The organism is Bacillus sp. XB1 (genome assembly GCF_053557995.1).
Window position 1 is genome coordinate 2,012,322 of record NZ_JBNRIL010000001.1, and the last position, 19,074, is coordinate 2,031,395.

At 34.8% G+C, this 19,074-nt stretch carries 22 protein-coding genes; 3 read left to right on the forward strand and 19 right to left on the reverse strand.

Translation table 11 applies throughout. The features are described 5' to 3' along the window. The 3 genes from ACK1U5_RS10220 to ACK1U5_RS10230 all read left to right on the forward strand — a co-directional run. Positions 1-611 (forward strand): flagellin (locus ACK1U5_RS10220; RefSeq protein WP_448814819.1); only part of this gene is annotated, 611 nt, incomplete at its 5' end. A 67-nt stretch (positions 612-678) separates the two neighbouring features. Then, positions 679-1,521: a flagellin N-terminal helical domain-containing protein gene (locus ACK1U5_RS10225; RefSeq protein ID WP_113710727.1), complete on the forward strand. Its 843-nt coding sequence runs from the start codon at positions 679-681 to the stop codon at positions 1,519-1,521. A gap of 239 nt (positions 1,522-1,760) precedes the next feature. After that, positions 1,761-2,561 carry a flagellin N-terminal helical domain-containing protein gene (locus ACK1U5_RS10230; RefSeq protein ID WP_061139465.1) on the forward strand — a complete coding sequence of 267 codons (801 nt, stop codon included), beginning with the start codon at positions 1,761-1,763 and terminating at the stop codon, positions 2,559-2,561. Between the two features lie 95 nt (positions 2,562-2,656). Here ACK1U5_RS10230 and ACK1U5_RS10235 read toward each other — a convergent pair whose 3' ends face one another. The 19 genes from ACK1U5_RS10235 to ACK1U5_RS10325 all read right to left on the reverse strand — a co-directional run bounded on the left by ACK1U5_RS10235 (position 2,657) and on the right by ACK1U5_RS10325 (position 19,035). Continuing rightward, positions 2,657-3,604 (reverse strand): DNA-binding domain-containing protein, encoded by a 948-nt coding sequence (locus ACK1U5_RS10235; RefSeq protein WP_069605357.1) that lies wholly within the window; start codon positions 3,602-3,604, stop codon positions 2,657-2,659. 741 nt (positions 3,605-4,345) lie between these two features. Beyond that, entirely contained in the window at positions 4,346-5,254 is a 909-nt protein-coding gene (locus ACK1U5_RS10240; protein WP_000075943.1) for a chemotaxis protein, read from the reverse strand. 123 nt (positions 5,255-5,377) lie between these two features. Further along, positions 5,378-5,863: a hypothetical protein gene (locus ACK1U5_RS10245; protein ID WP_061883963.1), complete on the reverse strand. Its 486-nt coding sequence runs from the start codon at positions 5,861-5,863 to the stop codon at positions 5,378-5,380. A gap of 206 nt (positions 5,864-6,069) precedes the next feature. Further along, entirely contained in the window at positions 6,070-6,405 is a 336-nt protein-coding gene (locus tag ACK1U5_RS10250) for a DUF3964 family protein (protein ID WP_063675178.1), read from the reverse strand. Between the two features lie 48 nt (positions 6,406-6,453). Further along, entirely contained in the window at positions 6,454-7,767 is a 1,314-nt protein-coding gene (flgE, locus tag ACK1U5_RS10255) for a flagellar hook protein FlgE (RefSeq protein ID WP_000588310.1), read from the reverse strand. Positions 7,768-7,788: 21 nt separating this feature from the next. Further along, positions 7,789-8,361 carry a flagellar hook assembly protein FlgD gene (locus ACK1U5_RS10260; RefSeq protein WP_001143477.1) on the reverse strand — a complete coding sequence of 191 codons (573 nt, stop codon included), beginning with the start codon at positions 8,359-8,361 and terminating at the stop codon, positions 7,789-7,791. A gap of 3 nt (positions 8,362-8,364) precedes the next feature. Continuing rightward, the gene (locus ACK1U5_RS10265; protein ID WP_025967098.1) at positions 8,365-9,474 is read right to left on the reverse strand and encodes a flagellar hook-length control protein FliK; all 1,110 of its coding nucleotides are present in this window, start codon (positions 9,472-9,474) and stop codon (positions 8,365-8,367) included. A gap of 10 nt (positions 9,475-9,484) precedes the next feature. Next, positions 9,485-9,895 (reverse strand): hypothetical protein, encoded by a 411-nt coding sequence (locus tag ACK1U5_RS10270; protein WP_000360855.1) that lies wholly within the window; start codon positions 9,893-9,895, stop codon positions 9,485-9,487. A 116-nt stretch (positions 9,896-10,011) separates the two neighbouring features. After that, positions 10,012-11,316 carry a flagellar protein export ATPase FliI gene (fliI, locus tag ACK1U5_RS10275; RefSeq protein WP_000088695.1) on the reverse strand — a complete coding sequence of 435 codons (1,305 nt, stop codon included), beginning with the start codon at positions 11,314-11,316 and terminating at the stop codon, positions 10,012-10,014. Then, positions 11,313-12,002: a FliH/SctL family protein gene (locus tag ACK1U5_RS10280; RefSeq protein WP_000051691.1), complete on the reverse strand. Its 690-nt coding sequence runs from the start codon at positions 12,000-12,002 to the stop codon at positions 11,313-11,315. Before ACK1U5_RS10280 ends, fliI begins: the two co-directional genes overlap by 4 nt. Further along, positions 11,989-12,993 (reverse strand): flagellar motor switch protein FliG, encoded by a 1,005-nt coding sequence (fliG, locus tag ACK1U5_RS10285; RefSeq protein WP_000883364.1) that lies wholly within the window; start codon positions 12,991-12,993, stop codon positions 11,989-11,991. The genes ACK1U5_RS10280 and fliG overlap by 14 nt, the downstream gene beginning before the upstream one ends. Positions 12,994-13,006: 13 nt before the next feature. Continuing rightward, positions 13,007-14,581: a flagellar M-ring protein FliF C-terminal domain-containing protein gene (locus tag ACK1U5_RS10290; protein WP_069605356.1), complete on the reverse strand. Its 1,575-nt coding sequence runs from the start codon at positions 14,579-14,581 to the stop codon at positions 13,007-13,009. Between the two features lie 22 nt (positions 14,582-14,603). Further along, positions 14,604-14,903 (reverse strand): flagellar hook-basal body complex protein FliE, encoded by a 300-nt coding sequence (gene fliE / locus ACK1U5_RS10295; protein WP_000701672.1) that lies wholly within the window; start codon positions 14,901-14,903, stop codon positions 14,604-14,606. Between the two features lie 16 nt (positions 14,904-14,919). Beyond that, a complete protein-coding gene (gene flgC, locus ACK1U5_RS10300; RefSeq protein ID WP_000484680.1) occupies positions 14,920-15,333 on the reverse strand; it encodes a flagellar basal body rod protein FlgC in 414 nt (137 codons plus the stop codon). Positions 15,334-15,354: 21 nt separating this feature from the next. After that, positions 15,355-15,813: a flagellar basal body rod protein FlgB gene (flgB, locus tag ACK1U5_RS10305; RefSeq protein WP_372584449.1), complete on the reverse strand. Its 459-nt coding sequence runs from the start codon at positions 15,811-15,813 to the stop codon at positions 15,355-15,357. Between the two features lie 309 nt (positions 15,814-16,122). After that, positions 16,123-16,395, reverse strand: coding sequence for a hypothetical protein (locus tag ACK1U5_RS10310; protein WP_048567434.1), 273 nt, complete (start codon positions 16,393-16,395; stop codon positions 16,123-16,125). Beyond that, positions 16,385-16,753, reverse strand: a complete 369-nt coding sequence (locus tag ACK1U5_RS10315) for a flagellar export chaperone FliS (protein ID WP_048567435.1) — start codon at positions 16,751-16,753, stop codon at positions 16,385-16,387. Before ACK1U5_RS10315 ends, ACK1U5_RS10310 begins: the two co-directional genes overlap by 11 nt. Before the next feature lie 22 nt (positions 16,754-16,775). After that, entirely contained in the window at positions 16,776-18,152 is a 1,377-nt protein-coding gene (locus tag ACK1U5_RS10320) for a flagellar hook-associated protein 2 (protein WP_048567436.1), read from the reverse strand. Positions 18,153-18,171: 19 nt separating this feature from the next. Next, the gene (locus ACK1U5_RS10325; protein ID WP_048567437.1) at positions 18,172-19,035 is read right to left on the reverse strand and encodes a flagellar hook-associated protein 3; all 864 of its coding nucleotides are present in this window, start codon (positions 19,033-19,035) and stop codon (positions 18,172-18,174) included. Positions 19,036-19,074 lie beyond the last annotated feature (39 nt).

Genomic DNA, 19,074 nt, shown 5'->3' on the forward strand with positions numbered 1-19,074 from the left:
CTTTACGTACTGGTGACGCTGCTTTAGGCTCAATTTCTAACATCTTACTTCGTATGCGTGATCTTGCTACACAAGCTGCTAGTGGTACGAATAACGCAAAAGATACAGCTTCTTTAAATAAAGAGTATGAACAATTAAAAGGTGAAATTGATCATATCGCTGGAAAAACTAACTTTAACGGCAATGCATTCCTAGACAAAGCTGATCCTACTAATCCAGGTAAAGATATTACGATTCAACTTTCTGATGCGGCAAACGATACACTTGTTATTGAAGCTATCGATACAAAGGCACTTACAAGTGCAACCTTATTAACTTTAGCAGACGTAGCTGGTGCAACAACTGAAATGGGTAAAATTGATACTGCTATTCAAGCTGTCGCTGACGCCCGAGCAACTTTCGGTTCTCAATTAAATCGTTTAGACCATAACTTAAACAACGTAACTAGCCAAGCTACTAACATGGCTTCTGCTGCTTCTCAAATCGAAGACGCTGACATGGCAAAAGAAATGTCTGAAATGACTAAGTTCAAAATCTTGAACGAAGCTGGTATCAGCATGCTTTCTCAAGCAAACCAAACTCCACAAATGGTTTCTAAATTATTACAATAATCCATTTGATTACAAAGAGATTTATATATAACTAAAAATTCAAGATAAAAAAATGGAGGTTCTTTATATGAGAATTAATACAAATATTAACAGTATGCGTACGCAAGAGTACATGCGACAAAATCAAGACAAAATGAACACTGCAATGAATCGTTTATCTAGCGGTAAATCTATTAACAGTGCGGCTGACGATGCGGCTGGATTAGCTATCGCTACTCGTATGCGTGCGAAAGAAGGCGGATTAAACGTCGGAGCTCGTAACACGCAAGACGCTATGTCTGCTTTACGTACTGGTGACGCTGCTTTAGGCTCAATTTCTAACATCTTACTTCGTATGCGTGATCTTGCTACACAAGCTGCTAGTGGTACGAATAATCTTAAGGACTCAGCTTCTCTAAACAAAGAGTACAAACAATTAGCTGAGGAAATTGACCATATTGCTGAAAAAACTAACTTTAACGGTAATTCATTCTTAAACCAAGCTGGTGGTGGTACAGATATTAAGATTCAACTTTCTGACGCTGCAAATGATACACTTGATATTACAGCTATTAATGCAAAGGCAGCTACATTACTTGGAGCGGCTGTTGGAACTTTAACAGACGCTGCTGATCCAGCAGCTGCTATTACTGCAGCAACAGCAGAAATGGAAAAAATCGACACAGCTATCCAAGCTGTCGCTGATGCTCGAGCAACTTTCGGTTCTCAATTAAACCGTTTAGACCATAACTTAAACAACGTAACAAGCCAAGCTACTAACATGGCTTCAGCTGCTTCTCAAATCGAAGACGCTGACATGGCGAAAGAAATGTCTGAAATGACTAAGTTCAAAATCTTGAATGAAGCTGGTATCAGCATGCTTTCTCAAGCAAACCAAACTCCACAAATGGTTTCTAAATTATTACAATAAGCCATTTGAGTTAGTTTCCTGAATAAACCTCTCTGCTTGCGGAGAGGTTTATTTTTTATAAAAACTTCTTTTTTTTGATGGAAGAGAGCATCTGCGGTGCATAGAAGCGGTTAGTGCTTATCTTGATCCCCTCTTATGCTAAAACACAAATAGCAAATAAGCATAAGCCTTTTTATCTTTTCATGACCTTTTATTAGCTTTAGAACACTGACTATATCAATCTATAAGGAGTGTCTATTATGCGTATTGGTACGAATGTTTTAAGTATGAATGCTAGGCAGTCGTTGTATGAGAATGAGAAATGTATGAATGTGTCAATGGAGCATTTGGCGACTGGTAAGAAGTTAAACTATGCTTCTGATAATCCCGCTAATATTGCAATTGTGACTCGAATGCATGTGAGAGCAAGTGGTATGCGCGTGGCGATTCGTAATAATAAGGATGCGATATCAATGCTTCGCACGGCAGAAGCTGCCCTTCAAACTGTGACGAATATTTTGCAGCATATGCGTGATTTAGCTGTTCAATCCTCAAACGGTACAAATTCAAATGAAAATCGTAATTCGCTGAATAAAGAGTTTCAGTCTTTAACAGAAGAAATTGGCTATATTGTCGAGACGACTGAGTTTAATGATTTATCCGTATTTGACGGTCAAAACCGTCCTATTACATTAGACGATATCGGTCATACGGTACATATGACGAAACAAATTCCCCCTTCCCCTACACAACATGACATCAAGATTTCAACAGAACAAGAAGCAAGAGCAGCGATCCTTAAAATTGAAGATGCTTTGCAAAGTGTGTCACTTCATCGTGCCGACCTTGGTGCTATGATAAATCGTTTACAATTTAATATTGAAAATTTAAATAGTCAAAGTATGGCGTTAACAGATGCTGCATCTCGAATTGAAGATGCAGACATGGCGCAGGAGATGAGTGATTTTTTAAAGTTCAAATTATTGACTGAAGTTGCACTTAGTATGGTTTCACAAGCGAACCAAATTCCGCAAATGGTCTCTAAACTACTACAATCATAAAAATGAATCTTCCATCTTTGAAACGATTCCATACAAAACAAAAGGGAAATACATATAAACTATGTATCTCCCTTTTATTTTGTACCCAAATTTTATTACTGTGTTACCGTCATAACTTGTCCGCTACGGTCAACCATTATTTTCATTTTTCCGTCTTGTGCATTATATAGCCCAAGTTTATGTAATTCCATTTTACAATCTTGTACGAAAGTTGGTAATTTACGAATTTGATCGATATCAGAACTTGTAATGAAATGAATTAAAAGCTGCGTCATACCTTTAATATCTTGTACAAGCTCTTCTTTCTCTCCTTTTAGCCTTTCATTTTCTAGTTGTAACGACTGCAATTCACCTTCTAGACTACGTGTATTCTTTGCTTCTCTAGAACGCCCTGCTGCCATGCTAGAAAGCTTATAAATACCTTCCATAAACTGATGTAGTTCGTCTTCTTTCCTTTCACTACATTGATTAATTGTTTCAAAGTTATCAACGATACCAGATATAACTGTTACAAGATTTTTTTCATCCTCTTTATGCTGAATTTCACCTTTTAATTCGTACTCGTTTTCTTGTTTTCTTGCAACGATTGTCTCTTTTACTGGTATATATTTTCGCTTTCGTCCTGGTTTTTGTTTTTCAATATTTTCAAACGGTATTTCACGTTTTTTCAATTTATAATACGTATTTTGCAATTGACTTTCTGTTTTTGGAAAAAGATTTAGTTCATTTTTACTTACGTATTTTGAAATATTTAAAATGTTTAAACCGTGACGTTGACAAAATTGATACACTTCATACAGTAGCTCTAGTTCAGACTTCAGCCATGTAATTGCTGATTTTTCATATGCTCGCATCCCGCCATTTTTTTCTATATCTATTTGAAATAATACCATTCTATTATGTAAATCAACTAATTCTTCATACTTTACTTGGAATTCTTTTTCTATTTTTTTAAATTCCACCTCTAGTTGCATATCGTTCATTTTATTATTTGACATGTTTTGCAAAAGACCTAATACATTAATTGCTGTGTGGTGATACATAATCTGTGCCACTCCCCCTCATCCTTTCACAATTCTCATCTGACTCCCATGTCTTTTAAGAAAATAGCAATTTTTACATATCCATATTATAACAGTTCGAAATTATCTGTCAAATAATAAACATACAAAAATGTATAGAAAGTATAAAAATTTGGAAAATGTTTTTTTATTAATATGCAAAATTGCATATTAATTACATTTAATTATATTATATGGTATTTTGAATGTTTTTTCACCGAAAAAATTTGCGTTACCACGAAATATTACTAAAATAACAATCGAAAATACGTTTGCTTATATTTTTAAATCAAAAATCTCTAAATAAAGATTATTCACACATACAGCGACAAACACCCAAGAAACCTTTCATTTTTCTACCAGCTTAAAGTATAGAATACTAAAAAGGAATTAGCCATATGTAGCATTGGCTAATTCCTTCCTCTCTCTAACAGAATAGAGTTATAAACCCTGTCTTCAAATCCTCAATCAAAGTCTCACTTCTTCTTACCTAAAACTACTTCATACCTCTGAACTCACATCGCATGAGACTCTATTAAGCACTGAAAACTTCCTTACATAAGTAGTTCCTCTATTCCTACTAAATAGAAAAATGTTATACGCCAGCTCTTCTACTTACCTATAACCACTCCATATCTCTGGTCTCAACATCGCATAGGGCTCTATTAAGCACTGACCGCTCAACACTTAGCTAGAGCTTCTATTCCGGCTAAATAGAAGCTTTTAAAGCACTAACTTATCAACTAAACCAATTAGCTCTTGAATATCTGGCTTACTTACTTGAGCATTTGCTCCTACAGCTTCACCTTTATGGAATAATTCATTTGTAATTAATGAAGAGAAAATAATGACTGGTAAACGATTCATTACTTCACTATCCTTAACCACTTTCGTTAAATGATGTCCATCCATTTTTGGCATTTCAATATCCGTAATTAGCAAGTGAATATGTTCAAACATTTTTTCGCCTTGCTCTTTCGCTAATTTTTCAATTTGCGCTAACGCTTCTGCACCATTGCTGAAGAAGTTCATTTTCGTATATCCAGCTGATGATAATGTTTCTTCTAATATTTGGCGAAGCATTGCTGAATCTTCTGCAATATAAATTACTTTTTCAGCTCGATCTGTTTTTTGTTCTAACCCTGCAATTGATTTATTATCATAACCAGTGCCGCTAATTTCACATACAATTTTTTCATAATCTAATAGTAAGATGATTTTGCCATCTAGTTTTACAATACCAGATGTCGTTTCTTCTAGTCCCATAGATAATGAAGCTGGTTCATCAATTTGTTCCCACGAAATACGTTGAATACGATGTACTTCATCCACGCGGAAAATAACTTTCATTTGGTTTAATTCTGAGATGATAAATTTCGTTTGATCAAGTGGCTTTGTTGACTTTAAATTAAGAGCCATTGCCAAGTTAATAACAGGTAAAATTTCACCACGTACTTGAACAACACCTTCAACTGCATGATGAGATTCTGGCACAGTTGTAACAGGGAATGGATTAATGATTTCACGTACTTTCATTACATTAATACTAAATAGGTTTTCACCAACAGTGTACGTAACAATCTCTAATTCATTTGTTCCGCTTTCTAATAAAATACTTTGTGCTTGTGACATAAAGGTGTCGCTCCCCTTCCATTAATTCCGTATATCTAATTATTAAGCTTTATAAAAGAGAAAAAGTCAACTACCTATATAAAAAATATAGATAGTCGATCGATTCATTTTATTAAAAAACAATTAATCTTGTATAAACGAAGCAAGTGCTTCTAATAACACTTCTTGCGCCCCTACAATTTCTGTCGGCATTGCTTCCCATTTTTTCGAAAGCTCCGTCTCTACTCTTATTCTCAGCTCAGAATTCATTTCTGCTAACACATATTCTTTCGTTGCTATATCAACATCAAGTAGCGCAAGTGCATATAATTCCGGGTCATTTATTTTTTCGAATAATCGCTTTAATACTACCGGTGCTATATGTTTTAATTTTTCAATATGAATTTCCTTATCCGAAAATAGTAACTCATATTGAATAAACGTAACATTTTCTTTAATCACTTTAAAATAGCAATTATTTTTTTTATCATTTACAAAATAACCATTTGGATCTGCGATAATACTTTCTACTTTACGAATTAAATCTGGCAAACTATTCGCCCCCATTACAGTCCGCTGCTCAACCTCACTCGGCGAAATGAATGTAACGCGATACTTATTTTGCGCCATCCTCCTCACCTCTCCTTTTATAAAAATCTATCATCACAAACATATAAAATGAAACTAGCATACTCTCATTTCATTGCCCTATTGTCACAACTCACAGACTATAAAAAAGTACTGGCTTGCTATAAAGAGATTATTGTTCAACCATTCCAGTACATTTCTATAGTTCTCTTCTTACAGCTCCGAGCCACCTAAGACTAAAAACACTTTTAAGCGCCTTTAAGCAACTCAATATTGTTGAACCAAAACGCAATTTGCTGATCTGTAATGCCTGATAATGTAACAAAAAACTCACGGCACTTCATCTCGTCCTTAAACAGTTGATACTTCCATGCGCCATCATTACCAACACTGACGAAATAAAACTCATGAATACGACCAATAATCGCTTTCTTTTCAGCAAATGAATACGGGGGCACTTGCTTAATTTCAAATTGATCTGGTAAATATACATGCTCTTCTCGTTCCATTTTTAGCACTTGCTCAGCAAGTTCACGTTTATTTTCGAAAAATGGCAATTGTAAAATTCGTTCTTGTCTTGTCATACGAATAAAAACCCTTTCTACTACATTACGATCTTTCTTTATAATACATTATCGAATTAAGTTTACAACTTCATTTAATACTTCATCTGACACTTTAATTACTTTCGCATTTCCTTGGAATCCACGTTGATATAACATTAAGTCAACGAATTCTACAGATAAATCTACGTTTGAACTTTCTTTTGCTGAACCTCTTACATTACCTGCACCATTCTCACCTGCAACACCTATCCCTGGAATCCCCGCTGATGGTGTGGCAATGTAATTGCCATTCCCAGTTTTCATTAATCCACCTGAATTAGGGAATGTAGCTACAGCTAGTTGTCCTACAACCTTCATACTACCATCCGAATATCTCATCATAACGAAACCACCGTCAGAAATTGAATAGTCATTTGCAATTGCAGCTGGACGCCCCGTTACTTCTGTTGTAGAAATAGTTTTCCCTGTCGGATAATTTGTTAAACCACTTAAGTCCAGTGTCAGTCCCTTACCAAAAGGAATTTTAACCGTTCCACCTTTAGTAATTTCACCAGTTACTGGATTTTTTTGTACAGCTTCATCTGTCTCCTTTAGATTTCCTAATGTATCAAATTTAAGATTTTTTTCGCCCGTCATGCCTTCAACAGGCTTAAACTCTTTTTCGTTTTTAGAATCATTTCTTACAGAAACTGTATATGTATATTCACCTGGCACAGGCTTTTCAACTTCTTTACCATCTACAGTCTCTTTTGTAGTCTTTTGTTTAATATTTACACGTAACGTTAACGAGTTCCCTTCCTCATCAAAAACTGTGAATTCGTGAGATAATGCATTTTGATTTCTAGGAAGGTTTCCACCTATTGTTGCTTTATCTGTTTGAATTCCACCAACAGCTGATCCCATTGGAATATGAATTGGACTTGGTCGTGAAGAAAAATCTATTTCTTGTGTTCCTGTTTTCACACCATAACCTAGCACATACTGTCCACTTGTATTTGTAACATAGTTATCTTTCGATACACCGAAAGACCCTTTTCTCGTATACTCTACATTTCCACTATTACGATCACCAACTAAAAATAAACCATTTCCCTCTATGGCTGTCTCCATCTTATCACTAGTTAAAGTAATAGAACCATCACTAAAATCTGTAGATGTCCCACTAAACTTTACACCGTTACCGATACTCTTTGGATTCGTACCAGCATAAGCACCATCCCCACGTGAACCAACCGTATTATTATATAGCAGATCATCAAAAATAGCTTTTTGCTTTTTATATCCAACTGTTTGTGCATTTGCAATATTATTTGAAGTAACACTTAATGCATTTTGTGCCGCATTCATCCCTGTAATACTCGTATATAACGCTTTAATCATAACCTATATACACTCCTTTTATTAATTTTGCTTAACCTCTTCATTTTTCTCTATATCATCTTTCTTCTCATCTTCTGGATTTGTTTCTGCTATCGGTTTATCTGAAACCCTTTCTACAAAACGAAGTGAGACAACTTGATTATCAACAATAAGTTGTACATCGTTATTTTCAGCAAGTCGAACTGTTTCCACTTGACCAGTCACTTGCTCCCCCTTATTGTTTATACCTCTAACATACTTTCCTAAAAATTTCATCCCACCATCAAGAGCTGTCGTATACATCGTTGATTGTAGTTTATCTACTGCTTTCGTCATATTTTGTACTTGCTCCATAAGCGATAGTTGAGCCGTTTGATTCATCATTTGGTTCATATCCATCGCATTAAACGGGTCTTGATGTTGAAAGCTTGCTAAAAATAGTTTCAGAAAATCATCTTTATCCATAATACCGGGTGTTTTTTGATTACTTGCTGATACTCCGTTTGTTTGTTGAACTGGCGATTGCACACCATTTACAGATGCGTTTTTTGTTTGCGCCCCTGCTTGTAACGGAATATGATTTGTACTCGTTGTATTTAATCCAACTGTTGGCACGCGTTATTCCTCCAATAATCCCGCAAATTCTGTTGATTGTTGTTTTTCATGATTTGTATTTGCTAATTTCTGTTTTTGCCTTTGGTCTTGTTCTCGCTGTTCTTTGCGATTTTCATCTTTATCTGAATAGCTAATTTGAATATTGATTTCTTTTTCTTTTAACTTTAATCTCAATTCATCAAAAATGATTTCAACACGTTTTTTCGCATCGTGTTTTTCCATTTCTACGTGAACGTCAATTTGATCTCCGTGTTTTTTCATAAACACTGTTAATGTACCAAGTTTTTCTGGATTTAACTGGAATAAAACACGTTCTTGTTTCACTACAAATTTTTGCAACGCTTCTACTTGCGCTTCCATTTTCTTTCCTAAGTCAGGTAATGAAACTTTCTCAGCACCACTATTTGATTTCCCTACTTGTTCGGTACTCGTCGTTTTATTTAATAATTCTGCACCTGCAGAGCTCGAATCGTTTAATGCATCAACCTCAGGCAACTCTACCTTTGTATCATCGCTCTCAAGTTTCGGAAGATCTACGTCTTTAAACTCTTCTTGTTCCTTTGCAATATTACAAGTTTCTGTTTCTACAACCTTCAATGCTTGCATCGTTTGCTCTGGCATCTTCATTTTGTCTAATACCATTTGCATTGTATCTTCTAAACATATGGCATTTTTGATATTCATATTTGAAAGAAGTTCTTGTAATTGTTGTAATTCAGCTGCAGGTAATTCATTAAGTTTAATATTGCCATATTCTTTATATAGCTCTTGTATTTTTTGTATGTATTGATATAACAATTCCGGCTGCACATGTAATTGCTCAATTGCAACCATTTGCTCAGATACAGCTAATAACAACTGTTCTGTCTCTTTTTTTTCTTCTTTCTTTACAATAGGTTCTTCTTCCGTTACCGATTTTTTAGAAAGAATATAATCTTTTCTCTCTTCTTTTGGTGCTTCTTCTCGTTTCATTTTCTCCGTTTGCGGCTGTTTTTTATTTTCCATTCTCATCGTACGATCGAATGAAGAATCTTCATTTTTTGATTGTACTTCTAGCCCTTTTTCTTTTTGCGGAGGTAAACTTTGTTGCACCGGTAATACAGACTGTATCACTACATTCACCTCATCCATTCATACACATTTTCAAATCCAGAAGCATTTTTTCTTCCAGCTTTTCTTGTGCTTTCGCAAGCTTTTTGCAATCTTCTTGATACATCTCATCAATGACACGTTCTTTTTCTTTTACTTGCTCTAAAAGGCTTTCATTTTTTTGAATAAAACCTTCCGTTTTTTTAATTTTTCGATTCCATTCTTCTATTCTTTCAGGTGAAAACGTATGTGAAGAAAGCATGCCAGCCATAATACGTTGCCCAGTTTGTACGACTTTACTACGCGATTTCACAACATATAAATCATATTCTTTTTTTTGTTCTATTTTTCTTTTTTCAGCTGTTAATTCATACACTTCTTTTAAAATATGTTCTTTTTCTTGGTTTATTTGCAATTTTATTGTGTCGTACTGCTGTTTATCCACCTGTTTTCATAACCCCTTTCTATTATAACGTTCTCTTTTTCTATTATATAGTTTTTTTCCAAAAAAATCTGTGAAATATTAAAAAACAAAAAAATAAGACCTCTTATGCAGAGGCCTTATACTATATGCTGTATCGCTTCAACGATATCATCAAATTGGAAACTATCCGATCGACCTTGCTTTAAAAATGTATTTATGCCTTCTACTTTATTTTTACATTCAAAAATATAAGCATTTTCTTCATTTTGTTGAATCGTTCCTAGCTTAAAATACAATTCATTTTCTTTATAAATTGATAAAATCTTTCTCATTTCATTTGCAAGTTGCCAATGATGTGGCGAAACAATTTCTTCCATAATCCTACTTACTGAATCTAATACTGAAATTGCAGGATAATGACTAAGCGTTGCAAGCTCACGCTTTAATACGATATGTCCATCTAAAATACCACGTGCTAAATCTGGTACAGGACCATTTAAATCGTCCCCATCAACAAGCACCGTATAAATACCTGTTATAGATCCCTTTTGTGTTTTTCCGGAACGCTCTAACAACTTCTTCATATAACTTTCCATTAACAGTGTTTTACCACCAATCGGTAACTCTTTAACAGCAATATCAACACTTCTTCGTGCATCGGCAAAACGAGTAACAGAGTCCATCATAAGTAATACGTTATTGCCTTGATCACGGAAGTATTCAGCAATAGACGTTGCGAGTTTCGCTGCACGAAGTTGCATAAGGTGACTTTCATCTGACGTCGCTACAACAACGACGCTTTTTCGCATACCTTCCTCGCCTAACTCTTTTCGAATAAAGTCTTTTACTTCCCGGCCACGTTCTCCTACTAAACTAATAACATTTATATCAGCTTTTGCATTTTTTGCTATCATTCCAAGTAAAGTTGATTTACCAACACCTGACCCAGCAAAAATACCAATCTTTTGACCGATACCAATTGTTAGCATAGAATCAATTGATTTTATTCCTGTTTCAAATACATCGGTAATCTCTTCACGTTCAAATGCATGTATAGGTGGTGCATCTAGTTTTATTTTCTGTAATGGAATGTTTTCAGCTTCCTCATTTAACACTTCACCATTTGCACTTAACACTTTTCCGAGCAAGTGATTACCACGTGGTACAACAACATCTTCTGAAACTAATGTTACTGAATCTCCATAACATACTTTTTCTGTCTGTTCAAATGGAAGTAGCATATTATTTTCCTTTTCAATGGCAATCACTTCACATAAGACGTTATGTTCTCCAACGAAGCAAACATCACCAATCTTCGCTTTCGGCCCTTTTGCTACGAAAAACTGTTCTTGTACACTATGAACTTTGCCTACTTTCGTATACAGCGGTGTTTCAATGAACTTATTCCATTTTTCGTTCTCATTCATTAACAGGCGGCTCATACATTTTGCTCCTCAAATAACTTCTCTTCTTCCCATTTCTGACGAAGTTTCGCAAATATAGGTGCAAATTTAAATTCAAAGAACTCTTTCTCTTCTTCCAGAACAAATTCACCAAACTGCAGGGAGAAATCATATTTCCATTCTACTAATTGTAGTAACCAATATTCTTTCGTATTCTCCTTCTCTTCTTGAATACGTTCAAACGTTTCTGGATGTACTGTAATGATTAATTTTTCAAACGAAGTTGGCAATGTTTGCACGATGCCAGTTAAAATAGGTAACACATCAAGCAATCGTGAATCTACCGCTTGATTCACGATTTTTTCTGCTAGATGAAAAGATTGATCCCATAATAACTCTGTCCATTCATACGCTGTTTCTTGTTGTTCTTTTTGAAATTGCACACGCGCTGCTTCCATCTGTTCCATTTGCTCATGAATATGCATTTGAAATTGTTCTTTATCTTGTAATAACTGCTGCCGCTCTCGTTCTAGCATTTGCTTCTCTTGCCTTAGCTGATTCATTTCCATATGTAACGATTCTTGCTGGGCGCGAAGTTCTGCATGATCAGCTTGTAATTCTTCCTCTTCTATTTGAACTGAAGCTGGTTTTGGAAATTGTAATTCATACGTTTCTTCAGAAAAAGAAACAGAATTCTTCGGAATTCTGTTTTTAAATAAGGACATCCTCTTCACCTCTTTGAACGATAATTCTTCCTTCTTTCTCTAGCTTTTTCACTGTACCAGTGATCGTTTGCTGCGCTTTTTCAGCATCCGTCATCTTAAGCGGTCCTAAGCCATCTAATTCTTCTAGAATCATCTCTTTACGGTTTGAAGACATACATGTAAATAATTTCTCTTTAATTTCTTCTTTTGCAATTTTAAGTGCTTTCGCAAGAACACCGTTATCTGTAATTTCTTCTAATACACGGCGAAGCGCAAGATCTTCAAGACCAAGTAAGTCTTCAAAGACAAACATATTTTCTTTAATTTTCTCAGATAACTCATAATCGACTTCATCCAGCTTTTGAAAGACTGTTTTTTCAACACCTCGTGAAACATTATTTAAAATATTTACGATTGTTTTCAAGCCATCAGTTTTATTAATTGCACTAAATGCCATATTATTTAATTTCGATTTTAACAACTCACCAATTTGATTAATTAACTCACCATCAACTTGTTCTAACTTCGCTATACCCATTACCGTTTCAACGCGCTTATGATCTGGCAATCTCTCAATTAATTGAGACGCAAGTTGCGGTTTAATATAAGAAGCGATAATTGCAATTGTTTGTGGTGACTCATCATTAAGCACTGTAAGAAGTGGCTCTAAATCTGTAAGTGAATTTAAGAACTCAAACGGATTATCTTTGTTATACCAAAGGTCTTCCAATAATTTTTCCAGTTCGTCTTCTGGCATATTTTTAAATATGCGACGAATGTATTCTTTATCTGGAGTGACTAAGTTCAATTCTTTTACATTTAGTTCATATAAGAACTCTCCTAGTACATTTTCTAACGTTTCTGGTTTGTATACACGAAACTTCGCGATTTCACGAAGTAATACTTCTTTTTCCTCAGCTGTCATATATTCAATGACTTTTGCTGCCACCCCTTCTTCTAATGTACGAATAAGGATGGCAGCTTTTTCTTTGGAGGAGATTTCATCTAACATCGTTGTTCCTCCCTTACTGTCCGTTTAACCATTTTTTAATTACTTTTGCAGTTCCTTCTACATGTTCTTTCGTAGCATCCTGCACTTGTTCATCTAACGTTGGTTCTTTCGGTTCTTCTGGTTCAGGTTTTGGCTCTGGCACTATTTTTTCTTCAGGAATTTCCAAGATACTTTCATTACTTGCAGCAATTTCCTCTTCTGCTAAGTATTCTTCATATTCCTCTTCTTCTTTCTTTCTCTTACGTCTTGCTAATAAGAACCATACTAGGCCACCAATCGCTAATAAGCCAGCTGTAATTCCACCGAATAACCACCAGTTCATACCACTTTTTTCTGGCTCTTTCTCTTTTTCGGCTTTCGGCTGATCGAACTGAACAGTTACAACGTTAACTTGACCATTTATAAAGTTACCGTTCGGGTCAGCTTGAAGTCCTGCCGCTGTTCCGATCGCTTCTTTAAAAGTTGTCATATCAATTTTACGTTTTACTAGCGTATCATTATCTACCCATACAACAACATTTGTTTTCGTTAATTCTGGGTGTTTCTTAATTGTTTCAACTGTTTTATCTATTTCATAGTTTTCGATTTTGTTACCATTTTTATTATCGTAGACAACTTTACCATTTTGATTATTGTTCGTACCGTAGTTTGGCACTTCACCGTTCGCTGTAATACCAGCACCTTGCTTCGTATCTGCCCCTTCTTGCGCAGTAGAGCTTTCCTCTTGTTCTTGTTTACTACGAAGTACACCTTTATCACCATACTTTTCTGACTGACGTGTAACTTCATCGTAGTTTACAGATACTTTCGTATTCACTTTATATTCATTCGGTTTAAACATCGTCATTAACGTTGCATCAATATCTTGCTTTAATTTACCTTCAAGTTGGTGCTGCATCTCTACTTCTTTCTCGTAAGAAGAAGAACTACTAGAATGTGCTTCATCTGTCCCTTTTGAGATAACACCTTTTTTACTATCAATAACGCTTACTTCTTCTGCCTTTACACCAGGAACTGCTGCACTTATCATTTGCTGCATACCCGCAACTTGATCAGCTGTTAACAATTGTCCACGTTTCACTCCAACCGTAATCGCCGCTGTTCCTTTTGCTTTTTCTTCATCAAAAATTGTCTCTTTTTCAGGCAATGTAATTTGAACATTTGCCGTTTCAACTGTCGCAAAGTTTCTTACAATATCTTGCTCCAATTGCTTCTTCGTACCGACAATTTGCTTCATTTTTTTATCTTGCTCACTTGAACCGAGCGAGCTTTCTAATAAAATTTCCTCACCGCTTTTCGAATTAAACGGTAAGCCCATCCCATTCATTTCTTTTCGAACCCATGGAGCATCATTCTTTTGCACACGAATCGAACCATCGGCCGCTAATTGATAATCGACACCTAACTTCGATAATTCTGCTGTAATCTCTTGTTTATCTGTATCATTTAAATTTTGATATACAACAACATATTTATCTGGCAAGGTGAAGTATAAAAGTGCTCCTGTTACAATCGCTAAAAGCGCAGCACCAATTACTAACTTATGCCACGTTTTTAACGATTGGATAACATTTTTCATCTTTTCCATTTAAACACACCCGTCCACTTTCCTAAATTTGCATATTAATTAGTGACTTATAATTTTCAATAAGATTATCACGTACGAGAGCAGCTGTTTTCATTTGAGACTCAGCTTTCTTTTGCTGAATTAAAACGTCATGTGTTTCTCCTACCCCTTTAGTTAGTAAATCATATACTGCTGTTTGCGCATTGTTTTGCGTTTGATTCATATCTTCCAATAAATCAATAAACTTTTTCCCCTCAACTACAGATGTTTGAGAAGTTTTCGGTGCACCAATTGACTGAATTGCTCCAAATGGTTGTGTATGTAACATTGGTTGAATTTTCATATTACTATCTTCCCCCTTATCCTCGGCCGATTTCTAAATCTTTATCAAGCATTTTTTTATTCGCATTTAATACACTCGTATTCGCTTCATACATTTTTTGAGCGACCATTACATTCGTCATTTCAGCAGTTACATCAATATTGGGATAACGTACATATCCTTCTTCATTTGCGTGCGGATGCGTCGGATCATACACTAAATTTTCCGTTTTGTCTGCTTCAATACTTTTTATTTTTACTCCGTTAGTAGGAGCCCCATCTAGCATACTTGCAAAACTATTGTTTGATTCTAGCACCACACTACGACGCTCATATAAATCTGCCCCCGGAGCCGCCGTCGTATTTGCATTTACAATATTGTTAGAAGTAACTTCCATCCACTTTCTCGCTGTCGTTAGTCCTGAGCCACTTGCATTAATTGCCTGAAACATCCGTTGTCTCTCCTTCTACTTTTAACGTCCGCGTGCCGCTTGGTTAATTGCATATTGTGTATTAATTGCGTTAACTGAAATACCGTATAACTGATTTGCTTTCATTAAATCTAGCATTTCTGTCGTTACATCCACACTATTTCCGTCTTTATTCGTTTGCATTGATTTTGTTTGAATCTTTGCATATGTATTTTTCGTATTTACTGTCGGCAAGTGCATTTCATTCGTTTGATATAAATCTGGATTACTCTTTAAATCAGCCACATTGTTTTTATATAACGCACTACTTTTATTCATCTGCTCAGCAAATGTTACATCTTGTGCTTTATAGCCAGGTGTATTCGCATTTGCAATATTACTAGAAACTGTATTTCGTTTCGTCACTAAATAATTCATATAATGGCTTACATCACTCACTAAATCTGGCATATTCCACACCCTTCCTTTTCTAACGTAATGATCCACTGATAGAAGTTTCACTTCATTGTTTATTTTCTTATATGCATTTATTAAAATATTTACTATTATGTACCCTTACATATTTTATTCCATTTTTTCATTGTTGTCTTTAGAAAAATATAAAAATATAAAAAAGAATGCAAAAAACTGTATACACACAGTAATCTATAGAACATTTCAATATATAAACTAAAGTCCATTTTTCTATTATTTAGATTACAATTATTATTTCATCACAGTCATAAAATGAAACCTCAATCAGCGGGTTCTTTATGTAAACGAAGGAATAGACCCCCTTTTAAAAGGGGAACCTGTTTCCAGACGTTATTATTAATATTTACCGTAAAATGAATTAGCCTTCATTCGCCCATCATTTGTCATAATCATTTCTTCCAAAATCTTTTGCTTATCCCGAATATGCTGTGCTGCCTTAATAATGAACGGGCTTACTTCTGCTGCAACTTGTGCACGCGTTTCTTCATCCAATGTCATCATCCAGCGATTTAACATCTCACTCTTCTCAGCAAACTCTTCATCTGACACTTGCAATTCACCGATTTCATTAAAACAGCCGACAAACGTTCGATAAATATCATTGTTCATTTTCAAGCGCTCCACGGTATCCGTCTATTAAATCTTGTAACACTTGTACAATGGCATCAATATCTTTTACTTCACGCGTGACTTTCATCGTTTGAATTTGAAAGCTAATCCAATCGTATAAACCAAATAAACTATCGTACAAATCTTTCGTAATATCAGGATTTAATTGGAGCTTCAACTCTTCAAATATACGTTCTAACTTTTCAAGAAGTTCATCACTATCTTGAATCTTGAATGTATTTAAAAGTTCTTCCAACTTACGAAACTCGATGATACATCTCTCATAAATAAATATTGTATTTTTAATTGGATTACTCGTCATAATATCATTTTGCATATAACGTTGCCATGCTTGCATACAATCACTTCCTCAGCTTTCATTAGTCATCACTTTTTGTTTTTGTCATTGCTTGAATTGTCTTCAACTGACTATCAAGCAACGCTAACTGACTTTCTAATTTTGCATATTTATCAATAATTGTTTTTTGTTTTTCCTTATTAACTGTTTCAATATCTTGAATTTTTCTCTCTAAATCAGTTACTTGCTTTTCAATACTTTTAGAACGTTTCCCGATAATTCCTTCATCTCCAAATATCCCGTCTAACTTTTTCTCTGTATCATGCCCTAGACCATTTAAGCCAAAGAAAAATTGTTTGGTAGATTCCGGATTCTCTTTAAAAGCTGTTTTTAATTTTTCTTCATCAAGAGTCATATTACCTTTTTTATCAATTTGAATTCCAAAAGAAAATAAATACTTATCATCTTGGGAAAATTTAAAAATACCTGTCATTGCATTATTGATAGCAAATGACACATTATTCCCTTGCATTACTCCATCTTCTCCAGCAAATAAATCTAAACTTTTAACAGCCTTATTATACTCGTCTTTCATTTTTTTTATTAAATCTATCGAATTTTTTATATCAGAATCTTCAATAGTTAATTTTATTGGCTCTGTAGTTTCCTTTTCTAAATTAATAGTTAATCCTGGAATTGTATCAATCTTATTTGTTTTACTAGTTCCTTTAATTCCATTTATTGTATACTCAGCATTTATTGCTCCTGTCACTTGATGTGCAACAACATTTGTTCCATCCGTATTTTTTGCAGAAGTAACTAGCCCTATATTTTGTAAAAAACCATTGGCACCATCCGTTAATTTCAGCTCCCCAGCTTCTCCTGCAGTAGTCGATGTGAAAAATAGTTGATCTCCTAATGTATATACTGACGCACCATAATTCCCATTATTTATCTTATTGACAAGATCTTTATACGTCATATCTTTCGAGATTTTAACTTCTTTTCCATTTATCTGAAATACATCATCTACTCCAAGTTTTAAATCTAAACTAAATTTTTGCTCCGTACCTTCAGAAGTTTTTGAAGGAGTAAGTGGAGCTGTAGTTATTTGATGTCTTTCAGCTACCCGTTCTACTGTAATCGTGTATGTTCCGGGAATTGCAGCAGTGTCAGCTTGTGCTTTTATAAAACCATCTTTGGATAGAGTGGTTTTCTTTTCATCACCTTTAAATGCGTATAAATCTTTGAACACTTGTACAAGATTTCCAAATTCTTTTTTCATGCTTGCATACACGTTTTTTTCATTTGTTAATGTTTGTTTTTGTGTAGTATAAGGTGATTTTTTCATTTCCAATGCTTGTAACTCTAAATCTACTAACTTCTTTGTATCTATTATGTTATTTCCTAAATTCCATATTTGTTGTCTGCCACCATAATCAGATATTGTTCCTGCCATATTTTTCACTCCTTATCATTTACATGTAATCTAAAATACTCGTTTTACTCATCGTACTAACAGCTTTTAATGTCGCTTCGTACGTTGCGTTTATATAAGCTAAATCAGAAATTGCGATCGCTAAATCAACATCCTCAATTTCTTTACGGTTTTCTTGAAGTGCTACATTTTGCTCGCTTAAAATTGTTTTAAACGTCTCCATTGTGTTCATTGTTGAACCAACTTCAGTTGTACGGTTAATGATGCCATCTAAGTTTTGCTTATTTTCTTCTAATAACGGTTTTAGTGCTTTTTGGTCACCGTTTTGCATCGCTTCACTCATCTGTTTTAACGTTTTTATAACAGGGGATAATAATGCTTCACCGTTACGGAACGCTTTGAATTCATAACCGTCATTTAGTTTCCAGTTCACATCATTTTTTCCACCCTGGTACGTACCATCTTCTGTAAATGGCAGATTTTCTGCACTATCACCACCGAAAATATAACGACCTTGTTCTTTTGTATTCGCTAAATAGACGACCTGTTTTAAAATTTGATCAATTTCTACACCAATAGCCTGCAATTCTTTTTCACTATTTGTACCATTTAACGCTTGTACTGTTAATTGGTCTGCTCTTGTTAAAGATTTCAAAACACCTTGTAAAGTATTTTCAGTTTGTGTTAATACATTTTTCGAATCCGCTATATCTTTCTGCATTTGCTCCATATTTGCCAATGAATGTTGAATCGCAAATGATTTACTTGCTGCAAGTGGATCTTCACTCATAAGAAGGTTTTTCTTCCCTGAGGTTACTTGATTTCGGTGGTATTGCTGTTGCACATTTAAATCCATCAACTGATTCTTTGCCCAGTTTGCATTTTGAAATGTAGATACTCTCATTTCTATCTCCTCCTTAAATATTTCCAATTACCAACTATA

What these genes read in the sequence shown, in the direction of transcription:
- ACK1U5_RS10225 (WP_113710727.1), top strand. Translation starts at nt 679, where the DNA reads ATGAGAATTAATACAAATATTAACAGTATGCGTACGCAAGAGTACATG.
- ACK1U5_RS10230 (WP_061139465.1), top strand. Translation starts at nt 1,761, where the DNA reads ATGCGTATTGGTACGAATGTTTTAAGTATGAATGCTAGGCAGTCGTTG.
- ACK1U5_RS10235 (WP_069605357.1), bottom strand. Translation starts at nt 3,604, where the DNA reads ATGTATCACCACACAGCAATTAATGTATTAGGTCTTTTGCAAAACATG.
- ACK1U5_RS10240 (WP_000075943.1), bottom strand. Translation starts at nt 5,254, where the DNA reads ATGTCACAAGCACAAAGTATTTTATTAGAAAGCGGAACAAATGAATTA.
- ACK1U5_RS10245 (WP_061883963.1), bottom strand. Translation starts at nt 5,863, where the DNA reads ATGGCGCAAAATAAGTATCGCGTTACATTCATTTCGCCGAGTGAGGTT.
- ACK1U5_RS10250 (WP_063675178.1), bottom strand. Translation starts at nt 6,405, where the DNA reads ATGACAAGACAAGAACGAATTTTACAATTGCCATTTTTCGAAAATAAA.
- flgE (WP_000588310.1), bottom strand. Translation starts at nt 7,767, where the DNA reads ATGATTAAAGCGTTATATACGAGTATTACAGGGATGAATGCGGCACAA.
- fliI (WP_000088695.1), bottom strand. Translation starts at nt 11,316, where the DNA reads ATGAGCCGCCTGTTAATGAATGAGAACGAAAAATGGAATAAGTTCATT.
- ACK1U5_RS10280 (WP_000051691.1), bottom strand. Translation starts at nt 12,002, where the DNA reads ATGTCCTTATTTAAAAACAGAATTCCGAAGAATTCTGTTTCTTTTTCT.
- fliG (WP_000883364.1), bottom strand. Translation starts at nt 12,993, where the DNA reads ATGTTAGATGAAATCTCCTCCAAAGAAAAAGCTGCCATCCTTATTCGT.
- ACK1U5_RS10290 (WP_069605356.1), bottom strand. Translation starts at nt 14,581, where the DNA reads ATGGAAAAGATGAAAAATGTTATCCAATCGTTAAAAACGTGGCATAAG.
- fliE (WP_000701672.1), bottom strand. Translation starts at nt 14,903, where the DNA reads ATGAAAATTCAACCAATGTTACATACACAACCATTTGGAGCAATTCAG.
- flgC (WP_000484680.1), bottom strand. Translation starts at nt 15,333, where the DNA reads ATGTTTCAGGCAATTAATGCAAGTGGCTCAGGACTAACGACAGCGAGA.
- ACK1U5_RS10310 (WP_048567434.1), bottom strand. Translation starts at nt 16,395, where the DNA reads ATGAACAATGATATTTATCGAACGTTTGTCGGCTGTTTTAATGAAATC.
- ACK1U5_RS10315 (WP_048567435.1), bottom strand. Translation starts at nt 16,753, where the DNA reads ATGCAAGCATGGCAACGTTATATGCAAAATGATATTATGACGAGTAAT.
- ACK1U5_RS10320 (WP_048567436.1), bottom strand. Translation starts at nt 18,152, where the DNA reads ATGGCAGGAACAATATCTGATTATGGTGGCAGACAACAAATATGGAAT.
- ACK1U5_RS10325 (WP_048567437.1), bottom strand. Translation starts at nt 19,035, where the DNA reads ATGAGAGTATCTACATTTCAAAATGCAAACTGGGCAAAGAATCAGTTG.